Consider the following 26237-nt stretch of genomic DNA (forward strand, 5'->3'; position numbering starts at 1 on the left):
TAGTTTATCTATGTAGCAAGTGTAATTTTATTTAAAGGTTGAGTACTGCAAAAAGGATTGTATAAGGTTGTGTTATAATGGAGTAGTCTGAAGGATGTAAAATGTATCCAAATCAAATTGTGCTAGTAGAAGCACGAACAATTTGAATTTTCGTGGGTGATAATATGAAAATCTCAATTGAAGAAATAACCAAAGAACTGGCAGAAGAAATCCTCATTAGGTGCCATGAGGTAGATGACGAAGTATATGATATCGTAAACAAGCTGAAGTCCGAAGACCTTATTTTACTCGGTTATCAAAATGATAAAGTTCACCGTATTAAGCTGAGTGAAATCTATTATTTCGAAGCCGTTGACGGAAAGGTTTTTAGCTACTGCAAGGACCACGTTTTTGAGGTCAAACAAAAGCTGTATGAATTAGAGGAACTATGCAACGGTAGGAACTGTTTCCGTGCATCCAAATCGACGATTCTGAACATAGCTAAAATCTCTTCTATCCATCCATCCATTAGCGGCCGACTCGAAGCAGTGCTTGATAACGGGGAGCGCGCTGTTGTATCAAGGCAATATGTGCCTGTCCTTAAAAAGATGCTTGGATTATAACGGAGGGATACATATGAAGCTGTCCGAATTTGTAAAAAAGATCATCAAGGATTTCTTACTTATCTTCGCACTCATCATTATTATCATTACTGTATTGCGACAAATGTATTACCCTGATGAAGCCTTCGATTTGCAGTCGATTTATATCATTATGGCCTTTGCCTTTTTAAGTGCATTAATAGGATTTATTTTGTACTCTCCTAATGACTTAAGCGAAAAAAATATGCGTATTAGATTGTTCCTTCATTTTTTCACGTTGGAGATTCTATTGATTGCCCTTAGCAGTGTTTTTGGGATTGTGGAAAGTCCATCAGATGGAATTATTTTGGCCGTGCAAATTGCCGTCATCTATTTTATCGTTCGTTTCCTGTCCTGGAAAAAGGATCAAAAAGATGCCCAAAAAATTAATGAAAAACTAAAGGCTTGGAAGAAAGACGTTCCTCAATAATCACATCTGCCATACATAATTAGGCGGTAAGCGAAAAAGCTTACCGCTTTTTTTGCATCTTATTGGCCTGTGGATACAACTTACTGTTTTTCTATATACTTCCTTTCGTTATTTTTTTATGATGAGTTCATCAAGAAACATTTGAAAGAAAAGGGGTAACCACTATGGGAACTATATTTTTATTAATTGCATTGGTGTTTGAAATTTCATTTGCTGTCTATTCGATCATAACGAAACAAAACCATAAAAAACTTAAGAATGGGATTAGGATTGGACTATTTGTCGCCTTTGTCATTCTCACACTTACATCAGTGATTGTGTGGAGCTTACGCTGGGTCTTACTCGCTATCCTACTTTTCCTTTTAGCCGTAAAGGGAACGGTTTCTCTCATCCGTAAAAATACAACTCCTAAAAAATACAAAACTTCTAAAGTGGTATTGAAAACTATTTTTATGGTTGTGGCAACGGTCATTGCCTTTGTACCAGCTATTGTTTTTCCGCAGCATCCGTCACCAAAAGTAACAGGTAAATATGGAGTCGGAACGGCTACTTACACATACGTAGATAAGAATCGTGTGGAGGAATTTACCGACAAGGGTGACAACAGATTTGTTAATGTGGAATTTTGGTATCCTAAAAATGCCGATGGAAAATACCCTCTATTGGTATTCTCGCATGGGGCATCTGGCATTAAAGTAAGTAATGCTTCTACCTATACAGAGCTTGCAAGCCGCGGGTACGTAGTGGTTTCAATTGACCATCCTTACCACTCCTTTTATACGAAGTCAGATGATGGAACAGTAGCTACAATTAATTCGGACTATAACCGTGAAATCACCAATCTCAACACGGAAGGCGTATATACAAATGAAGAACTCAATGAGCTTATCCAAAAATGGATGAAGTTGCGAACGGACGATATGAATTTTGTAATTGATACGATCCTTGAAAAAGCAAAAAGTGATAAGAACCCTGTTTACCAACGGATAAATACAGACAAAATTGGTGTGTTCGGGCACTCCATGGGCGGTGCTGCAAGTGTGTGGCTAGGCAGAGAACGGGATGATATAGATGCTGTCGTTAATATTGATGCTCCATTCTTTAGTGAGCTGGTTTATAAAAAAGAAAACGATAGTTTTATAGCTAATAGCAAAGCTTACACAACCCCGATTTTTAACATATATTCTGATGATGTTTGGGGGCAGCTTGATAGCACGCCGATTTATGTAGCAAACCAACTCAATAATAAACAATTTAAAGATGCCTTTACGACTCATTTCAAAGGGGCTAAACATTTAAGCTTTACCGATTTACCGCTTTTCTCACCTATTCTCGCTAATATGCTTCAAGGCGGAAAAGCTGACATTGATCCATATTACTGTATTGAAACGGAAAATGACCTTATTCTTAAATTTTTCGACGATGAATTAAAACGTATTGGCCATTTCAATCCTAAAGAGACATATTGATTTTTTAGCATCCGAAACCTCGTTTACTTGTTTAAAAACGGATGTGGCCAGTCACTCCAAATTGAGTTTATTTGATCAGATGAAAGTGTTAGAATTTTTAATAAGAGCTTTTTGGGGAGTACCTATTTTTGATTCAATCTATCCGATTGGGTTAAGTGAGGTCTGATACATGTTCACATCCTTATTTCTTTTTTGTATTGTGTTATGTTCCAATTTGATTATTGGTGTTTTATTAGGTATTTCCGGCATTTCCGGATTTCTTCTACCGTTAATTTATGTAGGCTTTCTAGGTCTGCCCGTGCATGATTCCCTTGCACTAAGTTTCATATCCTTTGCCGTCTCGGGGATCATTGGCGCCTATGCCTATTGGAAATCAAAAAACATGGATTTAAAACTAGCCCTTTTTTTGAGCATTGGCAGCCTTCCAGGTGCGTTTTTGGGCGTTCAAATCAATGTGCTAATATCTGATTTTCTGGCAAGGCTTCTCCTCTATCTCTTTGTTTTGCTAGCTGGACTATCTATTCTGCTTAAGAAAAACAATGAAAATATGAAAAGTAATCGCTCATCTGTATTGAATCATTCTGTCATCGTTATGCTGCTTGGATTTATTACAGCAGTCATTTGCGCATTAACAGGAGCAGGCGGTCCTATTTTATTAGTACCATTACTTGTTAGCTTTGGAATCAATATTCGGATGGCGGTGGGGGTCAGTCTTTTAAATTCAGTAGTGATTGCCATCCCATCTATATTCGGATACTTCGCCCATGCCAATATGAGTGCCACCTCAACGTTAATTATCGCTAGTTTAATTGGTACCATTATAGGAATTATCACGGGTGCACGCCTTGCCAATAAGGTTCCGATTCACCTTTTAAAAATATTGATTGCCATAATAACAATCCTATCTTCAGTTTATATGCTGGTAATGCTAAAAGTGGGGGCCTGACCCCCCCACTCATTTATGGCTATTTTTAGGCATAACAATCATCGACTTAAATAGATCCCCATCAATTTGAATAGTAAACTTCCCATTTTGCGCCTCAATCAGACTTTTGGCAATGGATAGTCCCAACCCGCTGCCTTGACTGGATCTTGATTCATCGCCTCTTGAAAAGCGCTCCATTAGTTCATCTGCTGAAATATTCAACTCATATGCAGAAATGTTCTTGAAGGTAAGAAGGGTTTCGTTCCCTAAATCTTCAATATCAATATAGATCCTTGAACCTTTAAGAGCATATTTAAAGATATTGGACAATATGTTCTCAATTGATCGCCACAGTAATTTTCCATCAGCCGAAATATAAATCTTTTCCTCAGGTTGATTGAACTTAAATTGTAAATCAAGTTCTTCAATCTTTTCGCTAACTTCTCCTAGCCCCTGGGTGATTAACGACCCAATATCGATTCGTTCCAACTCAACCGGAATGGTTCCGCTGGAAGCTTTTGCAGCTTCGAATAAATCATCTGTCAGGATTTTTAGTCTTTTAGATTTTTGATCCAAAACCCCGATATATTCTCCTATCTTTGATGGGTCCTTCTCTCTCTTCAATAAATCCACATATGTGATAATGGATGTTAAGGGTGTCCGTATGTCATGGGATACATTGGTGATCAGCTCTGACTTTAACCGTTCACTTTTTAGCTCGCTATCCACTGCTTTTTTCAACCCGTCGGTGATGCTGTTAATATCATTAGCAAGTCTAGCAAACTCTCCCTTTTCATCGACCTCGATACTGTGAGTAAGATCTCCCTCTTTTATTCTTCTTACCCCATCTCTAATAGCAATAAATGAACGAACCTTCTTTAAGGTAAACCACGCAGCAATCCCTATAGTGATTGGGAACATAAAGAACGTTAAAGCAATCAATAGTGGATAACCAATAACTATGAGTACTGTCTTTACTCCAACACTTCCGCTATCATAGACATCTCTTACTAATTGAATAAACCAATAAACGATTTGATAGATTAACGTATGCTTGAAGAACGTTCTATTCTTCATATGCTTCACTAGTGAAAGAACTAGCACGAACACGGTTGCAGAAAACGGGATTGTGATTGGAACTACCCATTTGGAAATGTAAGGATCGACCACTTCAGCCAACAAGGCAATCCAGAGTCCTATAAGTCCCATACTAAGCCAGAGGTTCAAATCTACATACATTTTATCGATTACATTCAGATGCAGCTCTTCATGCTTAAAAGCCTTTCTACCGCTCACAACTACCATATAGATAAAGGTAAGAATAAATCCTGCAAGAAATACGAGTAAACGATAAAAACTTTGTTTGGCCTGTGCTTTATTTTCCTTCCACTCATTAATTTGAGAATCTAAAAACTTGTCCGTAAAAGCAATATATACTGTATGGCTTTTCATGTCCATTTCATTTATTTGCTCAAAAGTCCAATCCATATATTTATTCTTTTCTATTTCCTTCGGATAAAATTCCCTTTTATACCCCTCAAACACCATGTATGATGGATACGTTTTTAATTGATCTTTTTCCAACTTCGTACTACTCGTAAATACATTGACACCATCACTGGCATAATATAAAGGATTTTTAACATCATTGATATTTTGCATTAGCAAATGGAATTCTCTTAATTCATTCCTTATCAGCCTATCCTTTGCCTGAGCTATTTCTTCTGCATATTTTGTTTTAAATTTTTCATAATTTTCCTTTTCACTTAAATTTGGGTTAAAACTTTTTGACCCCATATAATCCGAATATAACTCTTGTACTTCGTTCCTTAAATCTTCCTCGCTAATGGTCCCGCCCTTTAATACATTTTCTTCACTTTTGTATTCCCCCATCAGGATGGTGAGGTTGTTTATGAGATTCTCACTTTCTCTCGCGTATGATTTGCTAAGAAAGTAGTTATCTTCAAAAATAATATTAACATCCCCATCATTAACTACAATGATATCCACCAGTGCTTTTACGGCACCTGTAAAGCAAGCAATCATCATAATAAAAACGGTCACTTTTATTGAAATTGAGTGACTAAATTTTTTCAACCTTATATCCAATTCCCCACACCACCTTTAAATATTTAGGCTCTTTCGGATTGATTTCTATTTTTTCTCTGATTTTTCTTATATGAACAGTTACGGTATTTTCCGGACTAAAGGATGGCTCGTTCCATACCTTCTCATAGATTTCTTCGATGGAAAATACTCTTCCGGCGTTAGCTGTTAGAAGTTTTACTATCTTATATTGGACCGGAGTTAGATGTACTGCCTCTCCATCGACAGTGACACATTTACTCTCATCATCGATTACAAGCCCCCCCGTCCGATATACAGTGCTCTTTGCTTCAAGACTCCCTAATGTTGTATACCTTCTCAGCTGTGATTTAACTCTAGCAATCAGCTCCAAGGGATTAAATGGCTTTGTCATGTAGTCATCTGCCCCTATATTTAATCCTAAAATCTTGTCGTAATCTTCGGATTTAGCTGAAAGCATGATCAATGGTATGTTATTCTCTTCTCTAATCTTCATGGTCGCTCTAATTCCATCCATTTTTGGCATCATAATATCCATGATAATCAGATGAATCTCTTGATGATCGATTATGTCAATTGCTTCTATTCCATCTGCCGCTTTGAATATTTGGTAGCCTTCATTTTCCAAGTAAATTCCTATCCCATCAACAATTGCCTTATCATCATCACAAACCAATATGTTCATGAACCTTCACTCCTCTATATGCTTCTGATATCCTATCTCTCCTTTATTATTCAATTTTAGATATTTTTCCCCTTTCGACAATCATAAATAGAATTGCATCTACCAGTTTATGACCATCTTTTGCTGATGAGATTCATAGTAACCAAAATATCTTACGAATTGTTAGATAGATTTCTTAAGATTTTCTTAAGGTTTTTTATTTGTATAGAGCATAGAAAAAAATTGGACCCCTGAAATACAAAAATTTCCCTGCAGCCAATCTAAATGAATAAAAATTTCTTATATACGGGCAAATTACTGTAAAAAGATTGAAAGGAGTGTGAATAGATGAAGAAGTCTGGTTGGATTATTATTTTATTATTCCTTTTGCTAATTGCAGGATGTAGCACAACACACAAGGCTGAGAAAAATAGAAACAATGAGGCGAAGTCTGAAGCAAAAAAAGCAGACAAGGGCGAGGACAGTAAGCAGGGAGCCACTGAAAGTAAAACGAAGGAGCAATTGTCTAACACTAACTATCATTCCTATCAGCATATGGATTATAAAAGGAAGATTGCACCGAAGTTTGCACCAAGTGAGCTAGCCAAGCCCCCAGCAGGAAATTGGGCAACACATGGCGGAGATATCCATAATAGCATGTACTCACCCCTTAACCAAATCACTGCCTCAAATGTTAAGAACTTAAAAGTAGAATGGGTTACCAGCCTAGGTTCAGGTTTTGAGTTTAAATATTCTGGTGAGGCGACCCCACTTGTCTATGATGGGGTCATGTTCACCATCACGGGGGCGAATCAAGTCCAGGCCCTCGATGCAAAAACCGGTAAAATGATTTGGGAATATAGACCCGAGCTCACGAATGGGCTGAATACCGTCTGCTGCGGGTGGACAAGCCGTGGTGTAGCGTTAGGAGACGGGAAAGTCTTTGTCGGATTATTAGATGCCAGGCTGGTTGCTTTAGATCAAAAAACCGGTAAGGTAGTATGGGAAACCAGAGTGGATAATTGGGAAAAAGGATATACCATTACCAGTGCCCCACTTTATTATGATGGAAAAGTCTACACCGGAATTGCCGGCGGCGAGTATGGAATTAGAGGGTATGTTGCCGCTTATGATTCAGAACTCGGCAGACAAATTTGGAGAACCTATACACTGCCTGCTCCAGGTGCAAAAGGAAGTGAAACCTGGCCAAAGGGCAGCAGGAATTGGCTTACAGGCGGAGCGCCTGTTTGGCAGACTCCGGCCATTGATCCGGAACTGGGATTCATTTATTTTTCAACCGGGAATACATCGCCGGACCTGGATGGAAGCAAGAGGGAAGGAGATAATTTATTCGCCAACTCGATTCTTGCACTGGATGCCAATACAGGAGAATACAAATGGCACTTCCAAGAAGTACATCATGATATTTGGGATTTGGATCCGGCCAATCCTGTCGTTCTATATGATGTGAAAATGAATGGCCAAATGAGAAAAGGAATTGCCCAAGCAGGCAAAACAGGATGGCTTTATCTTTTGGATCGGACTAACGGTAAGCCGCTGGTTGGCATTGAAGAAAAGCCAGTTCCACAAAATACCAACCAAAAAACATCTCCAACACAACCCTTTCCTATTGGAGATGCATTTGTACCACAAAAGGTTACCGAGGAAGATGTTAAACGCGATTTACCAAAAGATTTCAAGGGGACAATTGGAAGTTTATTTACACCTTTTTGGGATAAGCCGATTACCCTTAAACCATCGCCTCAAGGCGGAGCAAACTGGCCGCCTTCGGCTTACAACCCGAACACAGAGTATTTTTACGTATTAGGAAATGACAATTATTTTGCCTATGCTCATTATGGAGAAGAAGAAAAGGCAAGGTTTGAAGAGGGGAAAGAGTATATCGGCAGTGTATGGCAGCCGGTGGAAAAGTCCCCTAGCCGCGGCACCGTTACCGCACTCGATATTAAAACGAATAAAATCGTTTGGCAAAAGAATTGGGATGCCATCGCCTACAGCGGTCTCTTAACTACAAAAGGAAACCTGGTATTTACCGGCCATAATGATGGAAGGATTATTGCCTACGATGCAGCCAAAGGAAATCAATTATGGGATTTTAAAATGGATGCAGGTGCGAATGCACCTCCAATCACCTATGAAATCGATGGAAAGCAGTATATCTCCATCTACGCAGCCGGAAATACACTGGCTGGAACAAAACATGGAGATAAAATCTACACCTTCTCATTGGAGGGTAAATATGGATCTGTAAAGGATATCCCTAAGGATAAAATCAATATATCCCCTGTAAAACAAGGCGCAGCAGAAGAAAAGCAGCAGGCTGCCAATAATAAAACAAAAAAAGAAGAAACCAACACGGAAGCAGGAGAAACGGTCTATAAAAACAATTGCTTGGCCTGCCATGGTGCAGGTGGCTCAGGTGGGCATAATGGTCCAAGCTTAAAAGATACGAAAATGGATCGGGCTGCCATCATCAAACAGGTGGAAAATGGAAAAGGCCAGATGCCTCCATTTAAAAATACGTTATCTAAGGAAGAAATACAGGCTGTTGCAGATTATGTAAAGAGCCTTGGCGGCCGTTAATAACCGTTTGAAAAAGAAAAAGGTAATCGTCCTATTAATCGGACGATTACCTTTTTAATTAGTAGAAGCCTTTTCTGTTAAAGAAAGGTGGATTAACTGATCATCCTTGTCTGTTGGATTTCCACGGTTATCCCGGTTACTGGTAATTGTATACAACTCATTATTATCGACCAAAACATCCCTTAATCTTCCTGCATTTCCGAAGAACTCCTGAAAATTCTTATTGGCTAAATCATAGGTAAAGATTTGCTTTCCTGCTAAAGAAGCAACAAAAAGTTTTCCATCCTTAAAAGCCATACCTGACGGCGCCCAGGTTTTATCACCTGATTGAAGAATCGGCTTCATCATGCCTTTTGCACCTTCATCTCCTTGAACCACAGGCCAGCCATAGTTTTTCCCAGCTTGAATTAGATTAATTTCATCATGGCCTGACTCCCCATGCTCTGAGCTATAGAGGTTGCCGTCCCCATCCCAGGCTAATCCTTGAGGATTTCGATGTCCATAGGAATAAATATACGAATTTTCAAATGGATTATCCGTCGGAATATCGCCGTTTAGCTTCATTCTTAAAATTTTACCCGCTAAACTATCAAGATTCTGGGCGTTTTCCTTTACGCCGACATCACCTGTAGTGGCATATAGCATCCCATCCGGACCAATTTTTAGCCGGCCGCCGTTACTAACCGTACCTCCAGGTATCTCATCTAAAAGGACTTTGTCTTCCTTCCAGGTGTTATCTTCAAGTTTGAGTGAAATAATACGGTTTAGAGTCTTGCCGTCTTTCTGATAGGTGTGATATGCAAATGCTTTCTTTGTCGTAGTAAAATCAGGTGATAAAGTAAATCCAAGAAAACCGCCTTCCCCTTCATTGACAATATCCTGTGAAACCTTTACTTTCTGCACTTCTACCATACCAAGATTCCCGTCAATTTGAATCACCGAGCCTTCCCGCTGACTCAGGAAAAACAAACTGTTGCTCTTGTTAATAGTCCATGGAATAGACAAATGACTTGCATTCACACTGCCATCATCCGAAAGTGTTACCTCTACTGCCTTTTTCATTACCTCATTTGCATTCTGCTGAAAGGAACCCTGTTTGTTCTCACCAGCATTCCCCTTATCTTCCTTCTCCCAAAACACAGCAAAACCAAGTCCGGCTACCAAAACAACCCCCAAGACACTAAAACCTATTATTCTTTTCAAAATACTATTTAAACTTTTATCATTATTAAATTTTAGTAGGAGGACAACTCTTATGACTTCCAAAGTTTTACTTCATAAACCTTATGCTGGAGAATTCTTATATGAAAGATTGGCTTAATCAAGAAATAAGAATAAATTTTTCATAAACACCACAAAAAAGAATGCCCTTTATTAGGCATCCTTTTTTGTGTTAATTTTGATTGTTTTAGCAAATGTCACTTCGTTACGGTCTTCCTTTATTCGTATCCTTTGCCCCATCATGGTCATCACGATTGTCGTCACCAGGTTCAGCATGATCAACCGTAACCGAAACTGATGTAGGTTCGCTACTACCCGCTTCGTTAAATGCGACTACCGTAAAGACATAGGTTTGACCTGGCTGCGGGTTGGTCAATGTTGCATTTTCTCCAGATAGGGTAGTTAGTGTTTGTGTAGTACCATTCACCGTATAGGTGATAGTATAGTTTACATTTTGAGTGTTGGATTTATCAGCTTTCCAACTAATCTCAATACTATTAGATTTTTTATCATATCGAGCTTTTAAATTGCTTGGACTGCTCGGTATCTCTTTTGTTTCCTTAACTGTTATTGAAGTAGTCGCTGCATCACTTTTAGCTCCATCCGTGATTGCAACGATAGTAAATGTATAAGCTTTCCCTTTCTCTGGGCTTTGAAGAATGGCTTGCATGTCAGTCGTAGCTGGTAAATTGGTTGTTTTCCCATCTACTGTATATGAAACTTCGAATGTGGTTTCCGAACTACTTTCATTAGAGTAGTCCCATGATAATTGAATACTATCTGAAGCTTCATCATAGTTTGCTTGAACCTTTGTCGGGCTATTAGGCTTTGGTGGAGCTGGCTTTTCACCATTTTTCACGTAGTATTCCTTGCCCGATTTTTCAACACTGCTTGGTTGTTTAAATGTTTCTTTGCTCGCAGCTGATCGTGACAGAATTGCTTTAAACACTAACTTAGAGATATCCGCACTTTTACTTCCTAAATAGTCATCTGACGATTTAGTTTCCGGGTAACCTGTCCAAACGGCTCCCGTATATTGTGGTGTATAGCCTACAAACCAAGCATCTCTTGTCGCATTTTCCGGTAGACCATATTTTTTGATGGCAGACTGATCGAAGCTTGTTGTTCCTGTTTTACCTGCTAAATCAAGGTTCGATAGATTTGCCTTGATACCTGTTCCTGCATCCACTACTGTACGTAACATATCTGTGATTAAAAACGCCGTATAATCCTCCATTACTTTCTTTTTTCCAGATGCTAAATCTTCTTCTATTCCATCAGAAGAAACTATTTTTGTGACAGTATAGGGTTCAGTATAATAACCACCATTTCCAAATGCCGCATAAGCGCCCGCCATAATCAGTGGCGATGCAGCATCAATGGCCCCAATTGCATTAGATTCATTAGCTTTTTGTTTATCTGTAATGGGAAAACCAAGGCTATTTGCAAAATCTGTCGCGTAATCTGCGCCAACAGCTTGATAGGCTTTTAATGCAGGAATATTTCGTGACCACGCCAGGTGATCTCTTATGGTTTTATCTCCTGCATAGGAACGATTGGCATTTCGAATGGCGGTGCCATTTGAGTATTGATACTTTTCGTCTTTTAAAATATGTCCTGTAGACCATTTGAATTTTTCAATAGCTGGACCATAGTCAAGTATTGGTTTAATAGTAGAACCCGGATGGCGTTTAATTGATGTTGCGTAGTTATATCCCCCGGTTTGATAATTTCTTCCGCCGCCAATGGCTTTGATGGCACCCGTTTGTGTATCCAAAATAACAACTGCTGACTGCAATTTACTATTATTTGGATAGGTAATATATTTATTTGTTGAAAGGACATCCTCTGTTATTTGTTGGATCTCTGGATCAAGAGTAGTATAGATTTTCAGTCCATCTTCAAAAATATTCCTATTTGTTTTTTCTTGAACTTCTTTAATCACCGTATCAACAAACGCCTGGTATTTATTTGATGATTTTTGCTGAATATGTAACGTTTCTTCTATCGGTGTCTTTTGTGCTCTTTCCATTTCCGCTTTAGAAATATAGTCATGTCTATTCATATAGTAAAGAACCATATTTCTGCGTTTTTCTGCCTGCTCAAGATTCTCTTCCACAGTAGGAATATAGTTATTTGGACTTTGTGGTATACCTGCAAGTAATGCAGCTTGTTCAAGTGTTAATTTATCTAACTCATCTGGTCCTAAACCGAAGAATCGTTCCGCTGCTTTTGCTACTCCATAGACGTCACTGCCATATAAATTTTTATTAAAATACATTTCGAGAATTTGATCTTTAGAGTATTTTTTTTCAAATTGAGTAGCTAAATACCATTCTTGAATCTTCCTTTTTGGCGTCTTATCGATGGTCAAGAAAGAATTTTTCACAATTTGCTGTGTGATCGTACTACCCCCCTGCGAAGAACCTGTCGTGATATTCGTCCAAATGGCAACAAGAGTACGTTTAACATCAATTCCATGATGCTGATAAAAACGGGCATCCTCTGTTGCCAAAACAGCATTTTTTAGCACATCCGGTATTTGATTAATAGTAATATTATCGCGCTTTTCTGAACCAACCTCGGCAATGACGGTTTTCTCATCACTAGCATATAATTGGGATGATAAAGGATCTTTTAATAGTGTTTCGTCAAATTTTGGAGCATCCTTGATAATCCATAGGAAAGCGCCCACTCCAACAAGAATCATAGCTATTCCTAGCGTGAGACAAAAATAGAGAAACTTTCTCCACGATCTTTTTTGTGTCTTCTTTCTTTTTTTCTGATTTGAATTTCTTTGTTGTATTTTTTTTCGCTCTATCCGAGACTGATTATTTTCTGACATGTTACATGTTCCTACCTTTCGAAATCCTTTTACAATTCTATTCTTTGGTTTACTTATATAATAAAATCAATAGTAAGATACTATTAGATTTTATTAGAAAAAATAACACATAAAAATTAATAAATTTATGATAACCCACTGAAAAAATTGTTTCAGCATATTTCAGGAAAGACTTTAATAATATTTTTGTCTCTAGGAACATATTAACATCTATCAAATTAATGGTCAGTTTTAAAGTAAAGACTTCAACAGTAACATGAACACTTATTAATGGTAAACGCTTAAAGCAATAACACGGATGAAGGACATTTTTTCGTTATCCAACCAATTTTTGTCCTTCATAACACTGATGAAGGACATTTTTCTGTTATCTAACTGTTTTTTGTCCTTCATAACACTAATGAAGGACATTTTTTCGTTATCCAACCGTTTTTTGTCCTTCATAACACGGATGAAGGACATTTTTCTTGTTACCAAACCGTTTTTTGTCCTTCATAACACGGATGAAGGACATTTTTCTGTTATCCAACCGTTTTTTGTCCTTCATAACACGGATGAAGGACATTTTTCTTCTTATCCAACCGTTTTTTGTCCTTCATAACACGGATGAAGGACATTATCCTGTTGTCCGACCGATTTTTGTCCTTCATAGCACGGATGCATAAATTTTTTATTTAGGTTTAAATGATCAATTTTTATATCCCCCTAAAATCACATGTATCTCACACAACTAACATATCGTATAAATTGTCTTTTGATTTCATATGTAATAAGTTTGTAAATGCAAATTGAATACTCGCCATATCAACAAAAAACGCACTAGAATTATGTGAATTCCAATGCGTTTTTTCCTGATTTACTATTTGCACCTTTCAAGTAAACCCCCACTTCAAAGAAGTGAGGGTTTCTGCATTTCTGCATGTAAAGGCCTATCAATTTTAATTTTGGGTTTATACAAATAAACTTAGTAAGAGTACAAATCCTAACCCAGCTACCGAAATAATCGTCTCAAGTAGTGTCCAAGTTGCGAATGTTTCTTTCATGCTTAAACCAAAATACTCTTTAAACATCCAGAAACCAGCATCATTGACGTGTGAAGCAATTAAGCTTCCAGCACCCGTTGCAAGTACAACTAAAGCTAGATTTACATCAGATTGACCCAACATTGGAATAACTAAACCAGCAGTTGTTAAGGCTGCAACTGTCGCAGAACCTAATGAAATACGTAAGATGGCTGCAATAATCCAAGCTAGTAGAATTGGTGAAATGTTCGTTCCTTTAAATAACTCGGCTACATAGTCACCTACATGACCATTAATTAATACTTGTTTGAAGGCACCGCCGCCTCCGATAATTAATAGCATCATGCCAATGTGTGAAATCGCTTCTGTACAAGAATCCATTACCGTTTTGATCGGTATCTTTCTCGCTAATCCCATTGTGTAAATAGCTACTAATAAAGAGATAACCATTGCTGGGGAAGCACCGCCAACAAATCGGATAATGGCTAGTAAACTATTATCTGCAAATCCCATTGTTTTTTGAAGCAAAGTTAAAATTGTAGCGATTGACATTAAGATTACAGGAAGCATTGCCGTAAAAACACTGATTCCAAATCCTGGTGTGTCTTCAAGTTTAAATGTTTTGATTTCACCTAGAGAGGCAATATCACCCGTTTTTGTAAATGATGCAGGAACTAATTTTTTAGCTAGCTTTGTAAATAAAGGTCCAGCGATAATGACAGTTGGAACAGCAATAATAAAACCGTAAAGTAATACTTGGCCAAGATCGGCACCAAATTCACCTGCAATAGTAGTTGGTCCTGGATGCGGCGGTAAAAATCCATGTGTTACAGATAATGCTGCACCCATTGGAATACCTAGATAAAGGATAGAAACCTTTAATTGTTTTGAAATGGCAAATACGATTGGAATCAATAAAACTAATCCTACTTCAAAGAATAAAGCAATACCGATAATGAATGAAGCAGCCACTACAGCCCACTGAATATTTTTTTCTCCAAATTTATTAACAAGAGTCATCGCAATTCGCTGCGCGCCGCCTGAATCTGCAATTAATTTACCCAGCATGGCACCAAGTCCGAAGATCAGTGCTATATGTCCAAGAGTTCCACCTAATCCTGCTTCAATTGTTGCGATGATTTCATCTAATTTCATTCCAAGTGCGATGGCCACACCGAATGAGACAATGATCAGTGAAACAAATGTGTTTAATTTAAAGCCCATAATTAAAATAAGTAAAGCTATGATACCAATTGCTACTATTACTAATGGCATGCTATTTCCCCCAAAAATATTAATATATTTTTTTCTTAATTAAACCTCTTTAATAAGTCTCTTATTCTCTAGCTAGCATTTGTTGTGACATCCAAAGGTCTTCTACCGTACCTTGAACATCATCAAAGTTTTGATGTAATGACTTGTTCATTAGGTCTCTATTTTTTGTATGGATCGCATCGATATAAAGCTGATGATTTTCCATAACCCGTTCAAAATCATCATATTTTTCTTCGAGACGAGCTCGCATCGATAATAAAATTAAACTTTCCATTACAGGTTTTGCATTATTCCATATCAGCAAAATGTATGAATGACCAATCGAACGAATAATCGTTTCATGGAATAAGACATCTTGAAATGAAAACTCATCGGCATCTTTGTATTTAATAGCAATTTTCATCATTTCAAGTATTTTACTAAGTTCTTTCACTACCCCTGTAGTATCTATTTTTACAAGCCGTTCAAAAACAAACGTTTCTATTAGTAATCGTACATCATAGATCTCTTCTATTTCTTTCTTGGTTAGACCAATGACAACTGCACCCATTCTTTCTAATCGAATCATATTTTCAGAGGCTAGCATTTTTAATGCTTCACGAATGGGTGAACGACTTACATTATATTCTTCTGCTAATTTATTTTCCGATAGAATGGTACCGCTTTCAATCAATCCCGCAATAATTTGCATTCTAAGCTCACATGTTACACGCTCACCAGTGGAAGCTTTTGATAGCCATTTTGTCGGATATAGCAATTTCTTAGATTCTAGCAAGAACTCACCTCCCTTTCGAAAGTTTAATACATGTATACAAGTATTATAAGACAGATTATTCGAATTGCAAGCGCTTTTATATTTTTTTATTTTATTTAGGAAAGCTAACCCACTTCAGCTTATGGCTTCACATAAAACGCTTACATATTTTTATTGACAGAATTATCAACATTCCGTAAACTGAACCTTGTATACAAGTACACGACGAAATGACCTATTCTTATTTGTTTTCGTGTGGACTTATAGGGAGAGTTGAAAGACATGCAATATCCATCATCATGGCTACAAAGGGCCTCACTTGGGGAAAAAATCGTAAGTGAGATAAGATTAAAAATTATTAATGGCACCATTCCTCCAGGAGAATTACTATCTGAGAATCAGATTGCATCTGAATTCGGGACCAGTCGATCACCAGTCAGAGAGGCCTTAAGAACACTTTCTGCCGAAGGGTTAATCCGTTTAGAAAGAATGGGTGCTGTGGTATTAGGCTTAACATCAAAGGATATCGATGAACTAAACGATGTTCGTTTTATGATTGAAAGCTTTGTATTGCAACGTCTGGCTGAGATTGACAATGCGCCATTAGTGGAGACCCTTACTAAAATCATCGACAAGATGGAATTGGCTGGGAAGCACCAAGACTTTATTGAATTTTCTTATCAGGACCTATGTTTCCATGAAGAAATGATTTTGGGGATCAACCATACAAGAATTTCACATCTATGGAATAGTATTCGGGAAATCGTATTAACCGCTCTACTGGTAGCAACAGGAGAAAGATTTGTTGGAAAAACGCATGAAATAGAACCTCTCATTGAAAAACACCGATTAATCGTCAAAGCTTTAGTCTCAAAAGATTTCCAGATGATTGAAGAACTTATTCAGGAACATTTTAAAGATACTCGTAGAACTGTTAGTGAAACTCTATTAAAAAGGAACCAGGATTAATGGAAAGTTATCATCTTCTTTTTTTAAGGCTCTACCCTGAATAACTGTGGATAACTTTTAGCAGTTATTTCTTTCATTGATGTGCAAATACTTTTGCACGGATGTCTGTTATAACTGAATGTTGATTTCAAAGTGTTTGATAATAAGCGGAAGAATTCCGCTTAAATTGGGAAATACCCTAATTTCCTTAAAAATAAGGGTAGTTTTTCCGCTTATATGATCCAAATCGATGTATTTTGTCTTATTTTAGTGCAGTTAAGGGGAATTTCTCCGCTTATTTCTGCTTATTAAGCTTACTTTTTATACAATAGCGGGAAATTCTCCCCTTATGAATTCTCCTACCTACAAGGAAAACAACAATGAATGATAACAGAGCCTTTTTTAAAAAAAGATGTTTCTTTTTTAATCAACTTGTCGACAAGTAGACAACTTAAAAAATTGGAGGTTATGAAAATGGCAGTTATGAAGGCGGGTTTATATCTATCTGAAAAAAAGGTAATGGTTGGTGAGCTTGATAAACCAACATTAAAGCAAGGAGAAGCCCTTATTCGAGTATCCTATGCTGGAATTTGTGGAACCGATATGATGATTTATTCTGGAAAACACCCTCGTGCAAAAGCACCTCTAGCAATGGGGCATGAGTTTAGCGGTGTCATTGAAGAATTGAACGGGGAGTCAACTTTTTCAGTTGGAGACCGAGTAGTTATTGAACCAACACTTAGCTGTGGAACGTGTGAAGCCTGTAAGTCTGGACAATCTCATGTTTGTAAAACATTAAAACTCATTGGTATCGATTTGCATGGTGGATTTGCAGAATACGCGGCTGTTCCCCTACATCGACTTCATGTGATTCCTGAGGGATTATCAGATGCCCATGCGGCCTTAGCGGAACCAGTGGCTGTGGCTGTTCATACAGTAAGACGCTCCAATCTTAAGGTTGGCGATGATGTTGTCATTTTAGGGGCAGGACCAATTGGTTTGCTCATTGGATTAATGGCAAGACAGGCGGGGGCGAATCAAATCATCGTTTCCGATATTAGTCCTTACCGATTGGAAAAAGCAAGAGAACTAGGTTTTACCGCATTAGATGCTAAAGAAGTAGATGTAACGAAAGAAGTTTTATCGCTAACAAATGGAATTGGGGCAGATATTGTTTTTGAAGTGGCCGGTACACAAATTACGGCTCAGCAAATGGTGGAAGTCTGCAGAATACAAGGACAAATCATGGTAGTTAGCGTATACAAACAAGCACCAGCTGTAAATTTAGCAGGGATGCACTTTAGAGAAATATCGATGGCCACTACAAGATGCTACAGTGGAAGTGATTTTAAAACAGCTATTGAACTAATGGCAAGTGGTAAGATTGATGTTTCTCCATTTATTTCTCATGAGTTACCGCTAGAGCAAATTGCGGAAGGCTTTAAGTTAATGGAGAATCCAGATGTTTCTTTAAAAATATTATTTCAACCTAATTGATTGAGGAGGAACAATGATGGTACTCGAATTATTTAAACTAGATGGAAAAGTTGCAGCTATAACGGGAGCTACTAGAGGAATCGGTCGTTCAATTGCTCTCTCTTTAGCAGAAGCGGGTGCAGATATTGCCCTCCTTCAACGTTCTCCAGAACAATCTGACGTTAAGGAAGAAATCGAATCATTAGGTAGAAAATGCTTGATTGTTCCTTGTGATTTGGAGAATGTCGATCAAGTAAAAGCCGCCATTCCTAATGTGGTTTCGCATTTTGGCAAAATTGATATTTTAGTTAATAATGCAGGCATCCAACGCCGTTCGCCTTCCGTAGATTTCTCAGAACAAGATTGGGACGATGTGATTAATGTTAATTTAAAGACAGTATGGCTCCTTTGTCAGCAGGCTGGCCGGTATATGGTACCAAACGGAAAAGGGAAAATCATTAATATGGCTTCCCTACTTTCCTATCAAGGCGGATTGACAGTTCCTGCTTATGCGGCAGCTAAAGGTGGAGTGGCTCAGTTAACGAAAGCATTATCGAATGAATGGGCCAAGCATAACGTGAATGTCAATGCGATTGTCCCTGGATATATTGCCACAGACATGAATACGGCACTCATAAATGATGAAACACGTAATCGACAAATTCTCGAGCGCATCCCCTCTGGCCGTTGGGGAAATCCTGAAGATTTTAAAGGGACTGTTATGTACCTGGCATCAGATGCATCGAATTATGTACATGGTCATTTATTAGCTGTCGATGGTGGATGGCTTGGTAGATAAATAAAGTAATAGGGGTGACATCATCAATCAAAGCATGCAGTCTGGCGCATAAATTGTGCCAGTTGCATGCTTTTTATTATGGTGCTCGACAACTAATAAAAAACCGCTTTTTTTTATGAAATGGTTCTCCGAAAATATTTTTTAAATATACGCTACTTACTATTTTTCCTTTTTCTTATTATAAAGAAAATGATAAACACTGTAATACCTACTAATAGCAGTACTGTATAAAAAATATAGGTTCGATTTTTATTTATATCCTCAGGAATAAATCTATTCGCAATCGGTCCGAGTGATATAAACAATGGTATTAGAATTGAAAACCAAGTTTTTGTATAAAGTGCCGAAGCAATAAAGATTACAATACAAACAACTGCAATTAAGTTGTTTTGAAAAGGCGTCGCAATATAAATAGACTTAAAACCTTGCTCTTTATACCATAGTAAAACGACAACACCTAATCCAGTAACTAATAAACTCGTTCCAATAGTTAAAAAGTAGCCCCATTTTGAATGGAGGAATTTAGGTAATACTTTGAATAACAGAAAACTATAAATCACCATTCCTATAATTCCCGCAATTAATGCTATCAATATAATTCCTTTAGATAATGAAAATTCACCTTCAATTGCAGGTCCGATACTAAAATAGGCAGCCAATAGAAGGATCATCATGGGTACTAAACCTATAATTTGACGATAGTCAGTTTTCATTGATTCTCCGATACTCTTTATATATTTCTTTGGACTATCCCCAATAATATGTGTTACATCTTTTCCCTCTGACTCCGCTTCAAGTAAATGAACTTCAAGTTCCTCTGTAATTTCATTAATTTCTCTGTCATTTTTTCCTTTTGAAATTAAATATAAGCGAAGTTCTACCAAAAACTGTTCAGACTCTTTTGAAAGCATAATTTTTACATCCCCCTTTTATTTAGCACATTGTTAACAGTGAAACTTAACTGTTCCCAACGCTTAATAAATAACTTTAGCTCTTCTTCTCCTTTTTCAGTTAATGAGTAATATTTTCTTTTAGGTCCTGCAATTGACTTTCTTAAAGTTGTACTAACTAATCCTTCCTTTTGCATTCGAAGTAATAAAGGATATATGGTACCTTCACTGAAAGAGTTAAACCCATAAGACTCCAGCCTCGCCGCTAATTCATATCCATAGATTTCTCCATCTTTAATTATTGCTAAAAGACACCCATCTAATATTCCTTTTAACATTTGAGTTGTATCTGCCATAGAATTTACTCCTTCCAATACCTTGTTTTACAAGATAAATAACTAAAATAATTACCTTGTTATACAAGATATACTTTCATTATAATTTTTGCTATCTTGTATTGCAAGATAAACTTAAAATCAGAAGCTCTACTTTCATTCATTACACATACATGACTATTAATAAAAAGAAAATAGGTCATGCAAACTTGACCCGGAGTTAAAGCAAAAAATATTAATAACAAAAAAAAGACATAGCGGAAGGTTAAACCTCCATATTGTATTTCTCAACTCCATTGTTAGAAAAAAAATATCCTTAACTATTTTTCCCAAAAAACATTTGACAAACCGACGGTCGGTTTATATGATTGGAATATAAATACAGGAAAGTAAGGAGAGATAAAATGAACATAAGCTCTAAAAAGAAGGTTATTCAATCCGTTATCGTAAGTATCTTAATAAACGGACTCTTACCTGTTATCGTGTATAATTTACTCTTGGATCATTTCTCAAGTTTTGTTTCATTGCTACTTGCAACGATGGTTCCATTGCTGGATAATCTTTATCACATTATGAAACATAGGAAAGCTGATGCGTTTGGACTGTTTATGCTGACAGCTTTCGTTCTTAGCTTATTGGCGTTTTTACTAGGCGGTAATGAGAAATTAATTTTAATGAGAGAATCTTTAGTAACGGGAATATTAGGACTAATCTTTATAGGTTCCCTCTTCTATTCAAAACCGCTCATTTATCATTTTGCCATTAGATTCAGTTCAAATGATGAGTCAGTACAGAAGGGTAAGTTTGCGAATAACTGGGAGTTTTCCTATTTTCGCTTTGTCATCCGATTAATGACTGCTGTGTGGGGCATTGCCCTGTTAGGCGAAGCAGTCATTAAAACAATTCTTGTGTATGAACTCTCGATATCTGCATTCTTAGCCGTTTCACAGATCATTTTCTACAGTGTGATCGGAGTAACGATTTTATGGACGGTTATCTATCGTAGATACGCAAAAACTCGCTTAGATTTATTAATGAATGTAAAATGATGCATCAAGAACTTGAATAAGGAAGGTACAAAAAATGTCTAATCCAACTTTTCATGATAACCCAAGCTTCCAGAATATCTTATTAGCAACTGAGGAACTTATTCTGGAAAAAGGCTGCAGGAATACAACACTCAAAGACATTATTGAAAGAACCGGGCTTTCTAAAGGGGCCATATACCATTACGTTGCTAGCAAAGACGAATTGTTTGGGCTTATTTTAAAAACTAAAATAGAACAAGTGAATGAAAAATTTAATCAGTTAATCAGCCATTCGATGGCGGCTGCTCCTGATGCTGGACGGTTCGGGATGGCCACTCAATTTTTCCATTCTAGACAAAATCCAAATGATGTAGGGAATCTAATCTTCGTTTATCTGTTAAGCCAGGATGATGAAAAGGTTAAAAGTATTTTAAAAAGTGTATACCAATATAGTAAGGCAACTGGTGTTCAATGGATTGAGTTGGGGCAACAAAATGGTGTGATTCCCCCAAATATTGATGCGGAGAAAATGGCTACCTTATTTATGACATTTTCATATGGTCTAAGGGTAACGCAAATTCTTTCTTCTTCTGAAGATGAACAAGTAGCAACAAGTGATATTTTTAAATTACTCATTCATACATTGTCATAGAAAAAATGAAGTATGTTGGGCAAAATCCATGTAAGGATTCTCCCACCCCTAAAACATACCGACTGTCGGTTTATTTTATAGAACCCAGAGGTGATCAGCATGGAATTCGTAACAATAGGATTACAAGAATTACCCGAAGTGAAGCAGTTTTACGCTGCCATCACTTCTGATTTAAGAAAAAACGGTATCGATCAATGGGACATTTTTTATCCGAACCGTTTTGTTATGAAAAAGGATTTAAAAAATGGAACCCTTTTTGGAATCAAAGAGGAAAATCACCTTATTGGTGCCATTGTTCTCGATACAAACGAAAGTAAACAATATTTGAAACTTCAGTGGGAAGATCAAACAGGCAGGCCATTAATCATTCATCGATTAGCTGTCCATCCCTTCCATCAAGGTAAGGGTATAGGAAAAAAACTACTGACCTTTGCTGAAGAATATGCCTTGGAAAAAGGCCATACCAGCATTCGTATGGATGTGTACTCCCAAAATCCAGCTGCCGTTGGGATGTATGAAAGAGCTGGTTATCAAATAAGAGGGTCTGTCAGGTTTCCATTAAGAAAAGTACCGTACTTATGTTTTGAAAAAATCATTCAAATATAGATTAATAGGAGGATAAACTTGTGAAAAAAAGCAAAAAGTTAAATCTGGCTGTAGTCGGACTTTATTTTACTGTTTTACTATTCAGCGCTTATATAATCGTGATGTTTTTTATAATTGGGACCGAAAACGCACCAATGGTAAAAGGAAAGATGGAAGACGCAAACTTTAATTTGCCCGTTTGGGAAGCCTTTTTCTATCCTCATATTATTCTTGGTACGATTGCACTGGCAATCGGTCCATTTCAATTAACAAAAATGAGCCGTAAAAACCCAAAGCTACATCGGAATTTAGGGAAAATTTATGGGTTTACCATTTTTATTAATGTATTATTGGTTCCCTACATTTCTCTCTTTTCTACAGGTGGCCGGCCAACTATGATTGCCTTCCTCGTGTTGAATGCTTTTTGGCTTGGGACAACAGGTATGGGCGTCCTTCGGGGATTCCAAAAAAGAATACCCTCACATAAAACTTGGATTCTCAGAAGTTATGCCATCACATGGGTTTTTGTTTCCTTTAGAATTATTGTCATCCCTTTCTCCATTTTTTGGGATGCATCCATCAGTTTTCCGATTGCCGTTTACCTTGCTATTGCTCTAAATCTTCTTTTTGTTGAATGGAAAAGACCAAGTAACTCTAAAAGAATCTTTAAAAATACTATAATTTAGGCTTAACTAAGTGCCAGAACAGTGCCTGTGTCACTCTTCGAATAATGTCGATGTATATGACAAAATGCGGGTGGTTACGGGCACTTTTTTTATTGAATGGTGATTTAATTGAATCAACTAGTTGAAGTCGATTTATAAGGGTGTCTCTTTTCAATAAAGTTCGAAAGCCAAATGTTAGCGGCAAATACAACCAAATAAATTAAAAAGGATAAATACAATTTCCAACCCATATATGTAAAAACATGAAATTTCAATGAAGTCCATTCTAGAGTGATAGCTACCCCTGCCCAAAAAATAATATAAAATAGTGCTTTAAACCCTTGGGTTTATTATGTTGATAGAAGTTTACTACAAAGTAAGATAGAGTAGGGTAAGTTGCAAAGTGCAATAATACATCAAATAATTCATGTGTTTTATGATCGATCGTAAAGTAAAAATCATTTGGTTTTACACTAATGGTAATATCGGCCAACAAAGCAAGAAAGACATTAAATGTCCAAATAATAGTAATGGTAACGGCAGATAAATGTCTGGGTAATTTAAACATGAGGGACCAAGATAAAACTGTGGAAATAATAATATATATTTCATTTGAATCAAATTGCTTAGGAAGAGGTAAAATCATCTAGTCTTCACCTCCTTGTCTCTATTAATAAGTTTTTCTAAATAAAAGGAGTAAATAGCCAGAATATTTGATAAAAAATAACAACCCAAGACGTTAGTGACGTTCATTTTCTTCATCAAGATGTACAAGGAAAGCATAGAAAAAATTGCTAATATTAGAAAAAGCCACAACGTTTTTATGTTAGTCACCTTCTTTATTAATATGTATAGTATTTTATACATAAGGGAATTTTTTATTATTGGATTAACATAATTCAATTTAGGCTCCTCTATTATCTTATTTTTCCATACGAGCTTTTTCCAAAGCTGCTAAATCAATTTTTTCATTTTAAGAGGTGCCTTAGTGACTCTTTGGTTTCTATCTCTTGAGCCTCTAAACAAATCGAAAAGGACCCTTTATTTAGGGCCCTATTCATCCAATCAATCTTCAATTTTAAGTCCTACGCATATAAGCATGCACTGTTATTGGTGCAAAAAGTACCACTATGATCGCAGCTCCAATGAGGGAAATAGAAAAATCCCACCCAATATTTCCGTTATTGACCAGTTCTCGGACAGCAGTGATTAGATGTGAAAGCGGGTTTACTTTTACAAACCACTGAAGCCATTCAGGCATGGTATTGACCGGAACAAAGGCATTCGAGAGAAAAGTAAGTGGAAACAGCACAAGCATCGATATCCCCTGCACGCTTGAAGCAGTTCGGGCAATTACACCGAAAAATGCAAAAATCCAGCTCATCGCCCACGAACAGACTATGACCAAAACTGCTGCAATAGCAACGTTACCGAGTCCTCCGTCTGGCCGATAGCCCATGATGTACCCCATAGTAAAAGTAAGAACGGTCGCAATCGTATACCGTATTGTATCAGCCATTAGTGCTCCAGCCAAAGGAGATATTCTTGCGATCGGAAGTGACTTGAATCGGTCGAATACACCCTTATCCATATCCTCACGTAACTGAACTCCTGTGACAATGGAAGTCGTAATAACGGTCTGCACAAGAATGCCAGGAATAATGACTGGCAAATAGTTTTTCACGTCTCCCGAAATGGCACCGCCAAAGATATACGTAAACATTAATGTAAAAATAATAGGCTGTAGCGTTACGTCAAACAATTGCTCAGGTGTACGACGAATTTTTAGCACACCCCGATAAGCCATTGTAAAGGAATTTCGTACCGACTGCCCAAGACTGGTATGGTTTTTCAGCCGACGATTGGCTATTGAATTTATTGATGTATTACTTTTCATCCTCTAACCTCCTCTAATTTATCAGGTGCACTAGATGCCCCTTCCTCCGCACCGTGACCAGTGATAGTCAAGAAAACCTCATCAAGGGTCGGTTTCTGTACACTCAACTCTGTAAGGTGGATTCCTCTTTCACGAAGAGCAATCAGAAGATCAGTGACCTTATCGGCGTCTGCCAGCGGGGCAATAATTTTTCCGCCTTCAGAAGACACATTTGCCTTCGCCTTAAGTACTTGTTCAACAGTATGACGAGCAGTTTCAATTTCGAGTGAATTTTGTATCCTCAAGTGTAAAGATGAGCTGCCAACCGATCCCTTTAGTTCATCAACAGTCCCCTCAGCGACGACGATCCCTCGATCAATGACCGCAATCCTATCAGCAAGTTCATCTGCTTCCTGTAAGTATTGGGTTGTTAATAATACCGTTGACCCAGTATTTACTAACCTGCGGATGGTCTCCCACATTTGATTTCGCGTGCGAGGGTCAAGCCCCGTGGTCGGTTCGTCTAAAAAGATGAGCGGTGGCTGTGCAATGAGACTTGCTGCTAAATCAAGTCGCCGCCGCATGCCGCCGGAAAAATTTTTCAACGGACGTCGTGCTGCTTCTGTCAGTCCGAATTCCTCTAACAACTCCGCTGCTTTCCGTTTTGACTCTGCACGCCCCAATCCAAGGAGGCGGGAAAATATGACTAAATTTTCGGTAGCGCTTAGCGACTCATCAACTGAGGCATACTGACCAGTAACACCAATCAATTGGCGCACGATCGGTGACTCCTTCACCACATCATGCCCAAAGATGTGGGCAGAACCTGCATCAGGTCGCAGTAAGGTAGCCAGCATTCTAATGGTGGTCGTCTTACCTGCCCCATTCGGACCAAGCAAGCCGTAAATAGTACCAGCACGGACGTTCAAATCTACTCCATCCACTGCTTGATTTTCGCCAAATTTTTTTATGAGACCGTGAGCTTCAACGGCCCAATCTCCATTGTTTGGTCTTGTTCGTTGTAAATGTTCCATGTTCTTACCTCCTCTAATCTTGCACAAATATTAAC

At 37.6% G+C, this 26237-nt stretch carries 24 protein-coding genes; 12 read left to right on the forward strand and 12 right to left on the reverse strand.

What is annotated here, in order from left to right; translation table 11 throughout:
• Positions 1–164 precede the first annotated feature (164 nt).
• The 4 genes from AA0X95_RS26705 (at position 165) to AA0X95_RS26720 (ending at position 3465) form a co-directional block, all read left to right on the forward strand.
• Positions 165–602 (forward strand): LytTR family DNA-binding domain-containing protein, encoded by a 438-nt coding sequence (locus AA0X95_RS26705; RefSeq protein WP_413303718.1) that lies wholly within the window; start codon positions 165–167, stop codon positions 600–602.
• Between the two features lie 13 nt (positions 603–615).
• Positions 616–1050 (forward strand): DUF3021 family protein, encoded by a 435-nt coding sequence (locus AA0X95_RS26710; RefSeq protein WP_413303720.1) that lies wholly within the window; start codon positions 616–618, stop codon positions 1048–1050.
• A 164-nt stretch (positions 1051–1214) separates the two neighbouring features.
• Positions 1215–2519 carry an alpha/beta hydrolase family protein gene (locus tag AA0X95_RS26715; protein ID WP_413303723.1) on the forward strand — a complete coding sequence of 435 codons (1305 nt, stop codon included), beginning with the start codon at positions 1215–1217 and terminating at the stop codon, positions 2517–2519.
• Between the two features lie 169 nt (positions 2520–2688).
• Complete coding sequence (locus tag AA0X95_RS26720) at positions 2689–3465, forward strand: sulfite exporter TauE/SafE family protein (RefSeq protein WP_413303725.1); 777 nt, start codon at positions 2689–2691, stop codon at positions 3463–3465.
• 9 nt (positions 3466–3474) lie between these two features.
• On the opposite strand, the gene AA0X95_RS26725 is transcribed toward AA0X95_RS26720, so the two are convergent.
• Both AA0X95_RS26725 and AA0X95_RS26730 read right to left on the reverse strand, forming a co-directional pair.
• A complete protein-coding gene (locus tag AA0X95_RS26725; RefSeq protein WP_413303727.1) occupies positions 3475–5553 on the reverse strand; it encodes a histidine kinase dimerization/phospho-acceptor domain-containing protein in 2079 nt (692 codons plus the stop codon).
• Entirely contained in the window at positions 5528–6214 is a 687-nt protein-coding gene (locus tag AA0X95_RS26730) for a response regulator transcription factor (protein WP_413303729.1), read from the reverse strand. The genes AA0X95_RS26725 and AA0X95_RS26730 overlap by 26 nt, the downstream gene beginning before the upstream one ends.
• 327 nt (positions 6215–6541) lie before the next feature.
• Here AA0X95_RS26730 and AA0X95_RS26735 point away from each other — a divergent pair, with 327 nt between their 5' ends.
• Positions 6542–8797: a PQQ-binding-like beta-propeller repeat protein gene (locus AA0X95_RS26735; RefSeq protein ID WP_413303731.1), complete on the forward strand. Its 2256-nt coding sequence runs from the start codon at positions 6542–6544 to the stop codon at positions 8795–8797.
• A 54-nt stretch (positions 8798–8851) separates the two neighbouring features.
• On the opposite strand, the gene AA0X95_RS26740 is transcribed toward AA0X95_RS26735, so the two are convergent.
• The 5 genes from AA0X95_RS26740 to AA0X95_RS26760 form a co-directional block, all read right to left on the reverse strand.
• Entirely contained in the window at positions 8852–9961 is a 1110-nt protein-coding gene (locus AA0X95_RS26740; protein WP_413303733.1) for a PQQ-dependent sugar dehydrogenase, read from the reverse strand.
• A gap of 262 nt (positions 9962–10223) precedes the next feature.
• The gene (locus tag AA0X95_RS26745) at positions 10224–12728 is read right to left on the reverse strand and encodes a PBP1A family penicillin-binding protein (RefSeq protein WP_413303735.1); all 2505 of its coding nucleotides are present in this window, start codon (positions 12726–12728) and stop codon (positions 10224–10226) included.
• Positions 12729–13130: 402 nt separating this feature from the next.
• A complete protein-coding gene (locus AA0X95_RS26750) occupies positions 13131–13340 on the reverse strand; it encodes a hypothetical protein (protein ID WP_413303737.1) in 210 nt (69 codons plus the stop codon).
• Positions 13341–13813: 473 nt separating this feature from the next.
• Positions 13814–15160: a GntP family permease gene (locus AA0X95_RS26755; RefSeq protein ID WP_413303740.1), complete on the reverse strand. Its 1347-nt coding sequence runs from the start codon at positions 15158–15160 to the stop codon at positions 13814–13816.
• 61 nt (positions 15161–15221) lie between these two features.
• Entirely contained in the window at positions 15222–15935 is a 714-nt protein-coding gene (locus AA0X95_RS26760; RefSeq protein WP_413303743.1) for a GntR family transcriptional regulator, read from the reverse strand.
• Between the two features lie 261 nt (positions 15936–16196).
• Here AA0X95_RS26760 and AA0X95_RS26765 point away from each other — a divergent pair, with 261 nt between their 5' ends.
• The 3 genes from AA0X95_RS26765 (at position 16197) to AA0X95_RS26775 (ending at position 19137) form a co-directional block, all read left to right on the forward strand.
• Positions 16197–16883 carry a GntR family transcriptional regulator gene (locus AA0X95_RS26765; protein WP_413303746.1) on the forward strand — a complete coding sequence of 229 codons (687 nt, stop codon included), beginning with the start codon at positions 16197–16199 and terminating at the stop codon, positions 16881–16883.
• 453 nt (positions 16884–17336) lie between these two features.
• On the forward strand, positions 17337–18359 hold the full coding sequence (locus tag AA0X95_RS26770; protein ID WP_413303749.1) for a zinc-dependent alcohol dehydrogenase: 1023 nt from the start codon (positions 17337–17339) through the stop codon (positions 18357–18359).
• Between the two features lie 16 nt (positions 18360–18375).
• Positions 18376–19137 (forward strand): SDR family oxidoreductase, encoded by a 762-nt coding sequence (locus AA0X95_RS26775; protein ID WP_413310276.1) that lies wholly within the window; start codon positions 18376–18378, stop codon positions 19135–19137.
• A gap of 152 nt (positions 19138–19289) precedes the next feature.
• On the opposite strand, the gene AA0X95_RS26780 is transcribed toward AA0X95_RS26775, so the two are convergent.
• Both AA0X95_RS26780 and AA0X95_RS26785 read right to left on the reverse strand, forming a co-directional pair.
• Positions 19290–20048, reverse strand: a complete 759-nt coding sequence (locus tag AA0X95_RS26780) for a hypothetical protein (RefSeq protein WP_413303752.1) — start codon at positions 20046–20048, stop codon at positions 19290–19292.
• A 5-nt stretch (positions 20049–20053) separates the two neighbouring features.
• Positions 20054–20383, reverse strand: a complete 330-nt coding sequence (locus AA0X95_RS26785; RefSeq protein ID WP_413303755.1) for a PadR family transcriptional regulator — start codon at positions 20381–20383, stop codon at positions 20054–20056.
• A gap of 383 nt (positions 20384–20766) precedes the next feature.
• On the opposite strand from AA0X95_RS26785, the gene AA0X95_RS26790 reads away from it, so the two are divergent.
• The 4 genes from AA0X95_RS26790 to AA0X95_RS26805 all read left to right on the forward strand — a co-directional run bounded on the left by AA0X95_RS26790 (position 20767) and on the right by AA0X95_RS26805 (position 23313).
• Positions 20767–21411, forward strand: a complete 645-nt coding sequence (locus AA0X95_RS26790; protein ID WP_413303757.1) for a VC0807 family protein — start codon at positions 20767–20769, stop codon at positions 21409–21411.
• 34 nt (positions 21412–21445) lie between these two features.
• On the forward strand, positions 21446–22042 hold the full coding sequence (locus AA0X95_RS26795; protein ID WP_413303759.1) for a TetR/AcrR family transcriptional regulator: 597 nt from the start codon (positions 21446–21448) through the stop codon (positions 22040–22042).
• A gap of 99 nt (positions 22043–22141) precedes the next feature.
• Positions 22142–22648, forward strand: a complete 507-nt coding sequence (locus AA0X95_RS26800; RefSeq protein WP_413303762.1) for a GNAT family N-acetyltransferase — start codon at positions 22142–22144, stop codon at positions 22646–22648.
• Between the two features lie 20 nt (positions 22649–22668).
• Complete coding sequence (locus tag AA0X95_RS26805) at positions 22669–23313, forward strand: DUF2306 domain-containing protein (protein ID WP_413303765.1); 645 nt, start codon at positions 22669–22671, stop codon at positions 23311–23313.
• 277 nt (positions 23314–23590) lie between these two features.
• On the opposite strand, the gene AA0X95_RS26810 is transcribed toward AA0X95_RS26805, so the two are convergent.
• The 3 genes from AA0X95_RS26810 to AA0X95_RS26820 all read right to left on the reverse strand — a co-directional run bounded on the left by AA0X95_RS26810 (position 23591) and on the right by AA0X95_RS26820 (position 26202).
• On the reverse strand, positions 23591–23938 hold the full coding sequence (locus AA0X95_RS26810) for a hypothetical protein (RefSeq protein WP_413303768.1): 348 nt from the start codon (positions 23936–23938) through the stop codon (positions 23591–23593).
• A gap of 432 nt (positions 23939–24370) precedes the next feature.
• Positions 24371–25189 (reverse strand): ABC transporter permease, encoded by an 819-nt coding sequence (locus AA0X95_RS26815; protein WP_413303771.1) that lies wholly within the window; start codon positions 25187–25189, stop codon positions 24371–24373.
• The gene (locus AA0X95_RS26820; RefSeq protein ID WP_413303773.1) at positions 25186–26202 is read right to left on the reverse strand and encodes an ATP-binding cassette domain-containing protein; all 1017 of its coding nucleotides are present in this window, start codon (positions 26200–26202) and stop codon (positions 25186–25188) included. Before AA0X95_RS26820 ends, AA0X95_RS26815 begins: the two co-directional genes overlap by 4 nt.
• Positions 26203–26237: the final 35 nt, after the last annotated feature.

Source organism: Neobacillus phoenicis, assembly GCF_047302305.1.
Classification (GTDB): domain Bacteria; phylum Bacillota; class Bacilli; order Bacillales; family Cytobacillaceae; genus Neobacillus.

Coding starts and splice junctions, on each gene's coding strand:
- AA0X95_RS26705 (WP_413303718.1), top strand. CDS start 165: ATGAAAATCTCAATTGAAGAAATAACCAAAGAACTGGCAGAAGAAATC.
- AA0X95_RS26710 (WP_413303720.1), top strand. CDS start 616: ATGAAGCTGTCCGAATTTGTAAAAAAGATCATCAAGGATTTCTTACTT.
- AA0X95_RS26715 (WP_413303723.1), top strand. CDS start 1,215: ATGGGAACTATATTTTTATTAATTGCATTGGTGTTTGAAATTTCATTT.
- AA0X95_RS26720 (WP_413303725.1), top strand. CDS start 2,689: ATGTTCACATCCTTATTTCTTTTTTGTATTGTGTTATGTTCCAATTTG.
- AA0X95_RS26730 (WP_413303729.1), bottom strand. CDS start 6,214: ATGAACATATTGGTTTGTGATGATGATAAGGCAATTGTTGATGGGATA.
- AA0X95_RS26735 (WP_413303731.1), top strand. CDS start 6,542: ATGAAGAAGTCTGGTTGGATTATTATTTTATTATTCCTTTTGCTAATT.
- AA0X95_RS26745 (WP_413303735.1), bottom strand. CDS start 12,728: ATGATTCTTGTTGGAGTGGGCGCTTTCCTATGGATTATCAAGGATGCT.
- AA0X95_RS26755 (WP_413303740.1), bottom strand. CDS start 15,160: ATGCCATTAGTAATAGTAGCAATTGGTATCATAGCTTTACTTATTTTA.
- AA0X95_RS26765 (WP_413303746.1), top strand. CDS start 16,197: ATGCAATATCCATCATCATGGCTACAAAGGGCCTCACTTGGGGAAAAA.
- AA0X95_RS26770 (WP_413303749.1), top strand. CDS start 17,337: ATGGCAGTTATGAAGGCGGGTTTATATCTATCTGAAAAAAAGGTAATG.
- AA0X95_RS26775 (WP_413310276.1), top strand. CDS start 18,376: ATGGTACTCGAATTATTTAAACTAGATGGAAAAGTTGCAGCTATAACG.
- AA0X95_RS26780 (WP_413303752.1), bottom strand. CDS start 20,048: ATGCTTTCAAAAGAGTCTGAACAGTTTTTGGTAGAACTTCGCTTATAT.
- AA0X95_RS26785 (WP_413303755.1), bottom strand. CDS start 20,383: ATGGCAGATACAACTCAAATGTTAAAAGGAATATTAGATGGGTGTCTT.
- AA0X95_RS26790 (WP_413303757.1), top strand. CDS start 20,767: ATGAACATAAGCTCTAAAAAGAAGGTTATTCAATCCGTTATCGTAAGT.
- AA0X95_RS26795 (WP_413303759.1), top strand. CDS start 21,446: ATGTCTAATCCAACTTTTCATGATAACCCAAGCTTCCAGAATATCTTA.
- AA0X95_RS26800 (WP_413303762.1), top strand. CDS start 22,142: ATGGAATTCGTAACAATAGGATTACAAGAATTACCCGAAGTGAAGCAG.
- AA0X95_RS26810 (WP_413303768.1), bottom strand. CDS start 23,938: ATGATTTTACCTCTTCCTAAGCAATTTGATTCAAATGAAATATATATT.
- AA0X95_RS26815 (WP_413303771.1), bottom strand. CDS start 25,189: ATGAAAAGTAATACATCAATAAATTCAATAGCCAATCGTCGGCTGAAA.
- AA0X95_RS26820 (WP_413303773.1), bottom strand. CDS start 26,202: ATGGAACATTTACAACGAACAAGACCAAACAATGGAGATTGGGCCGTT.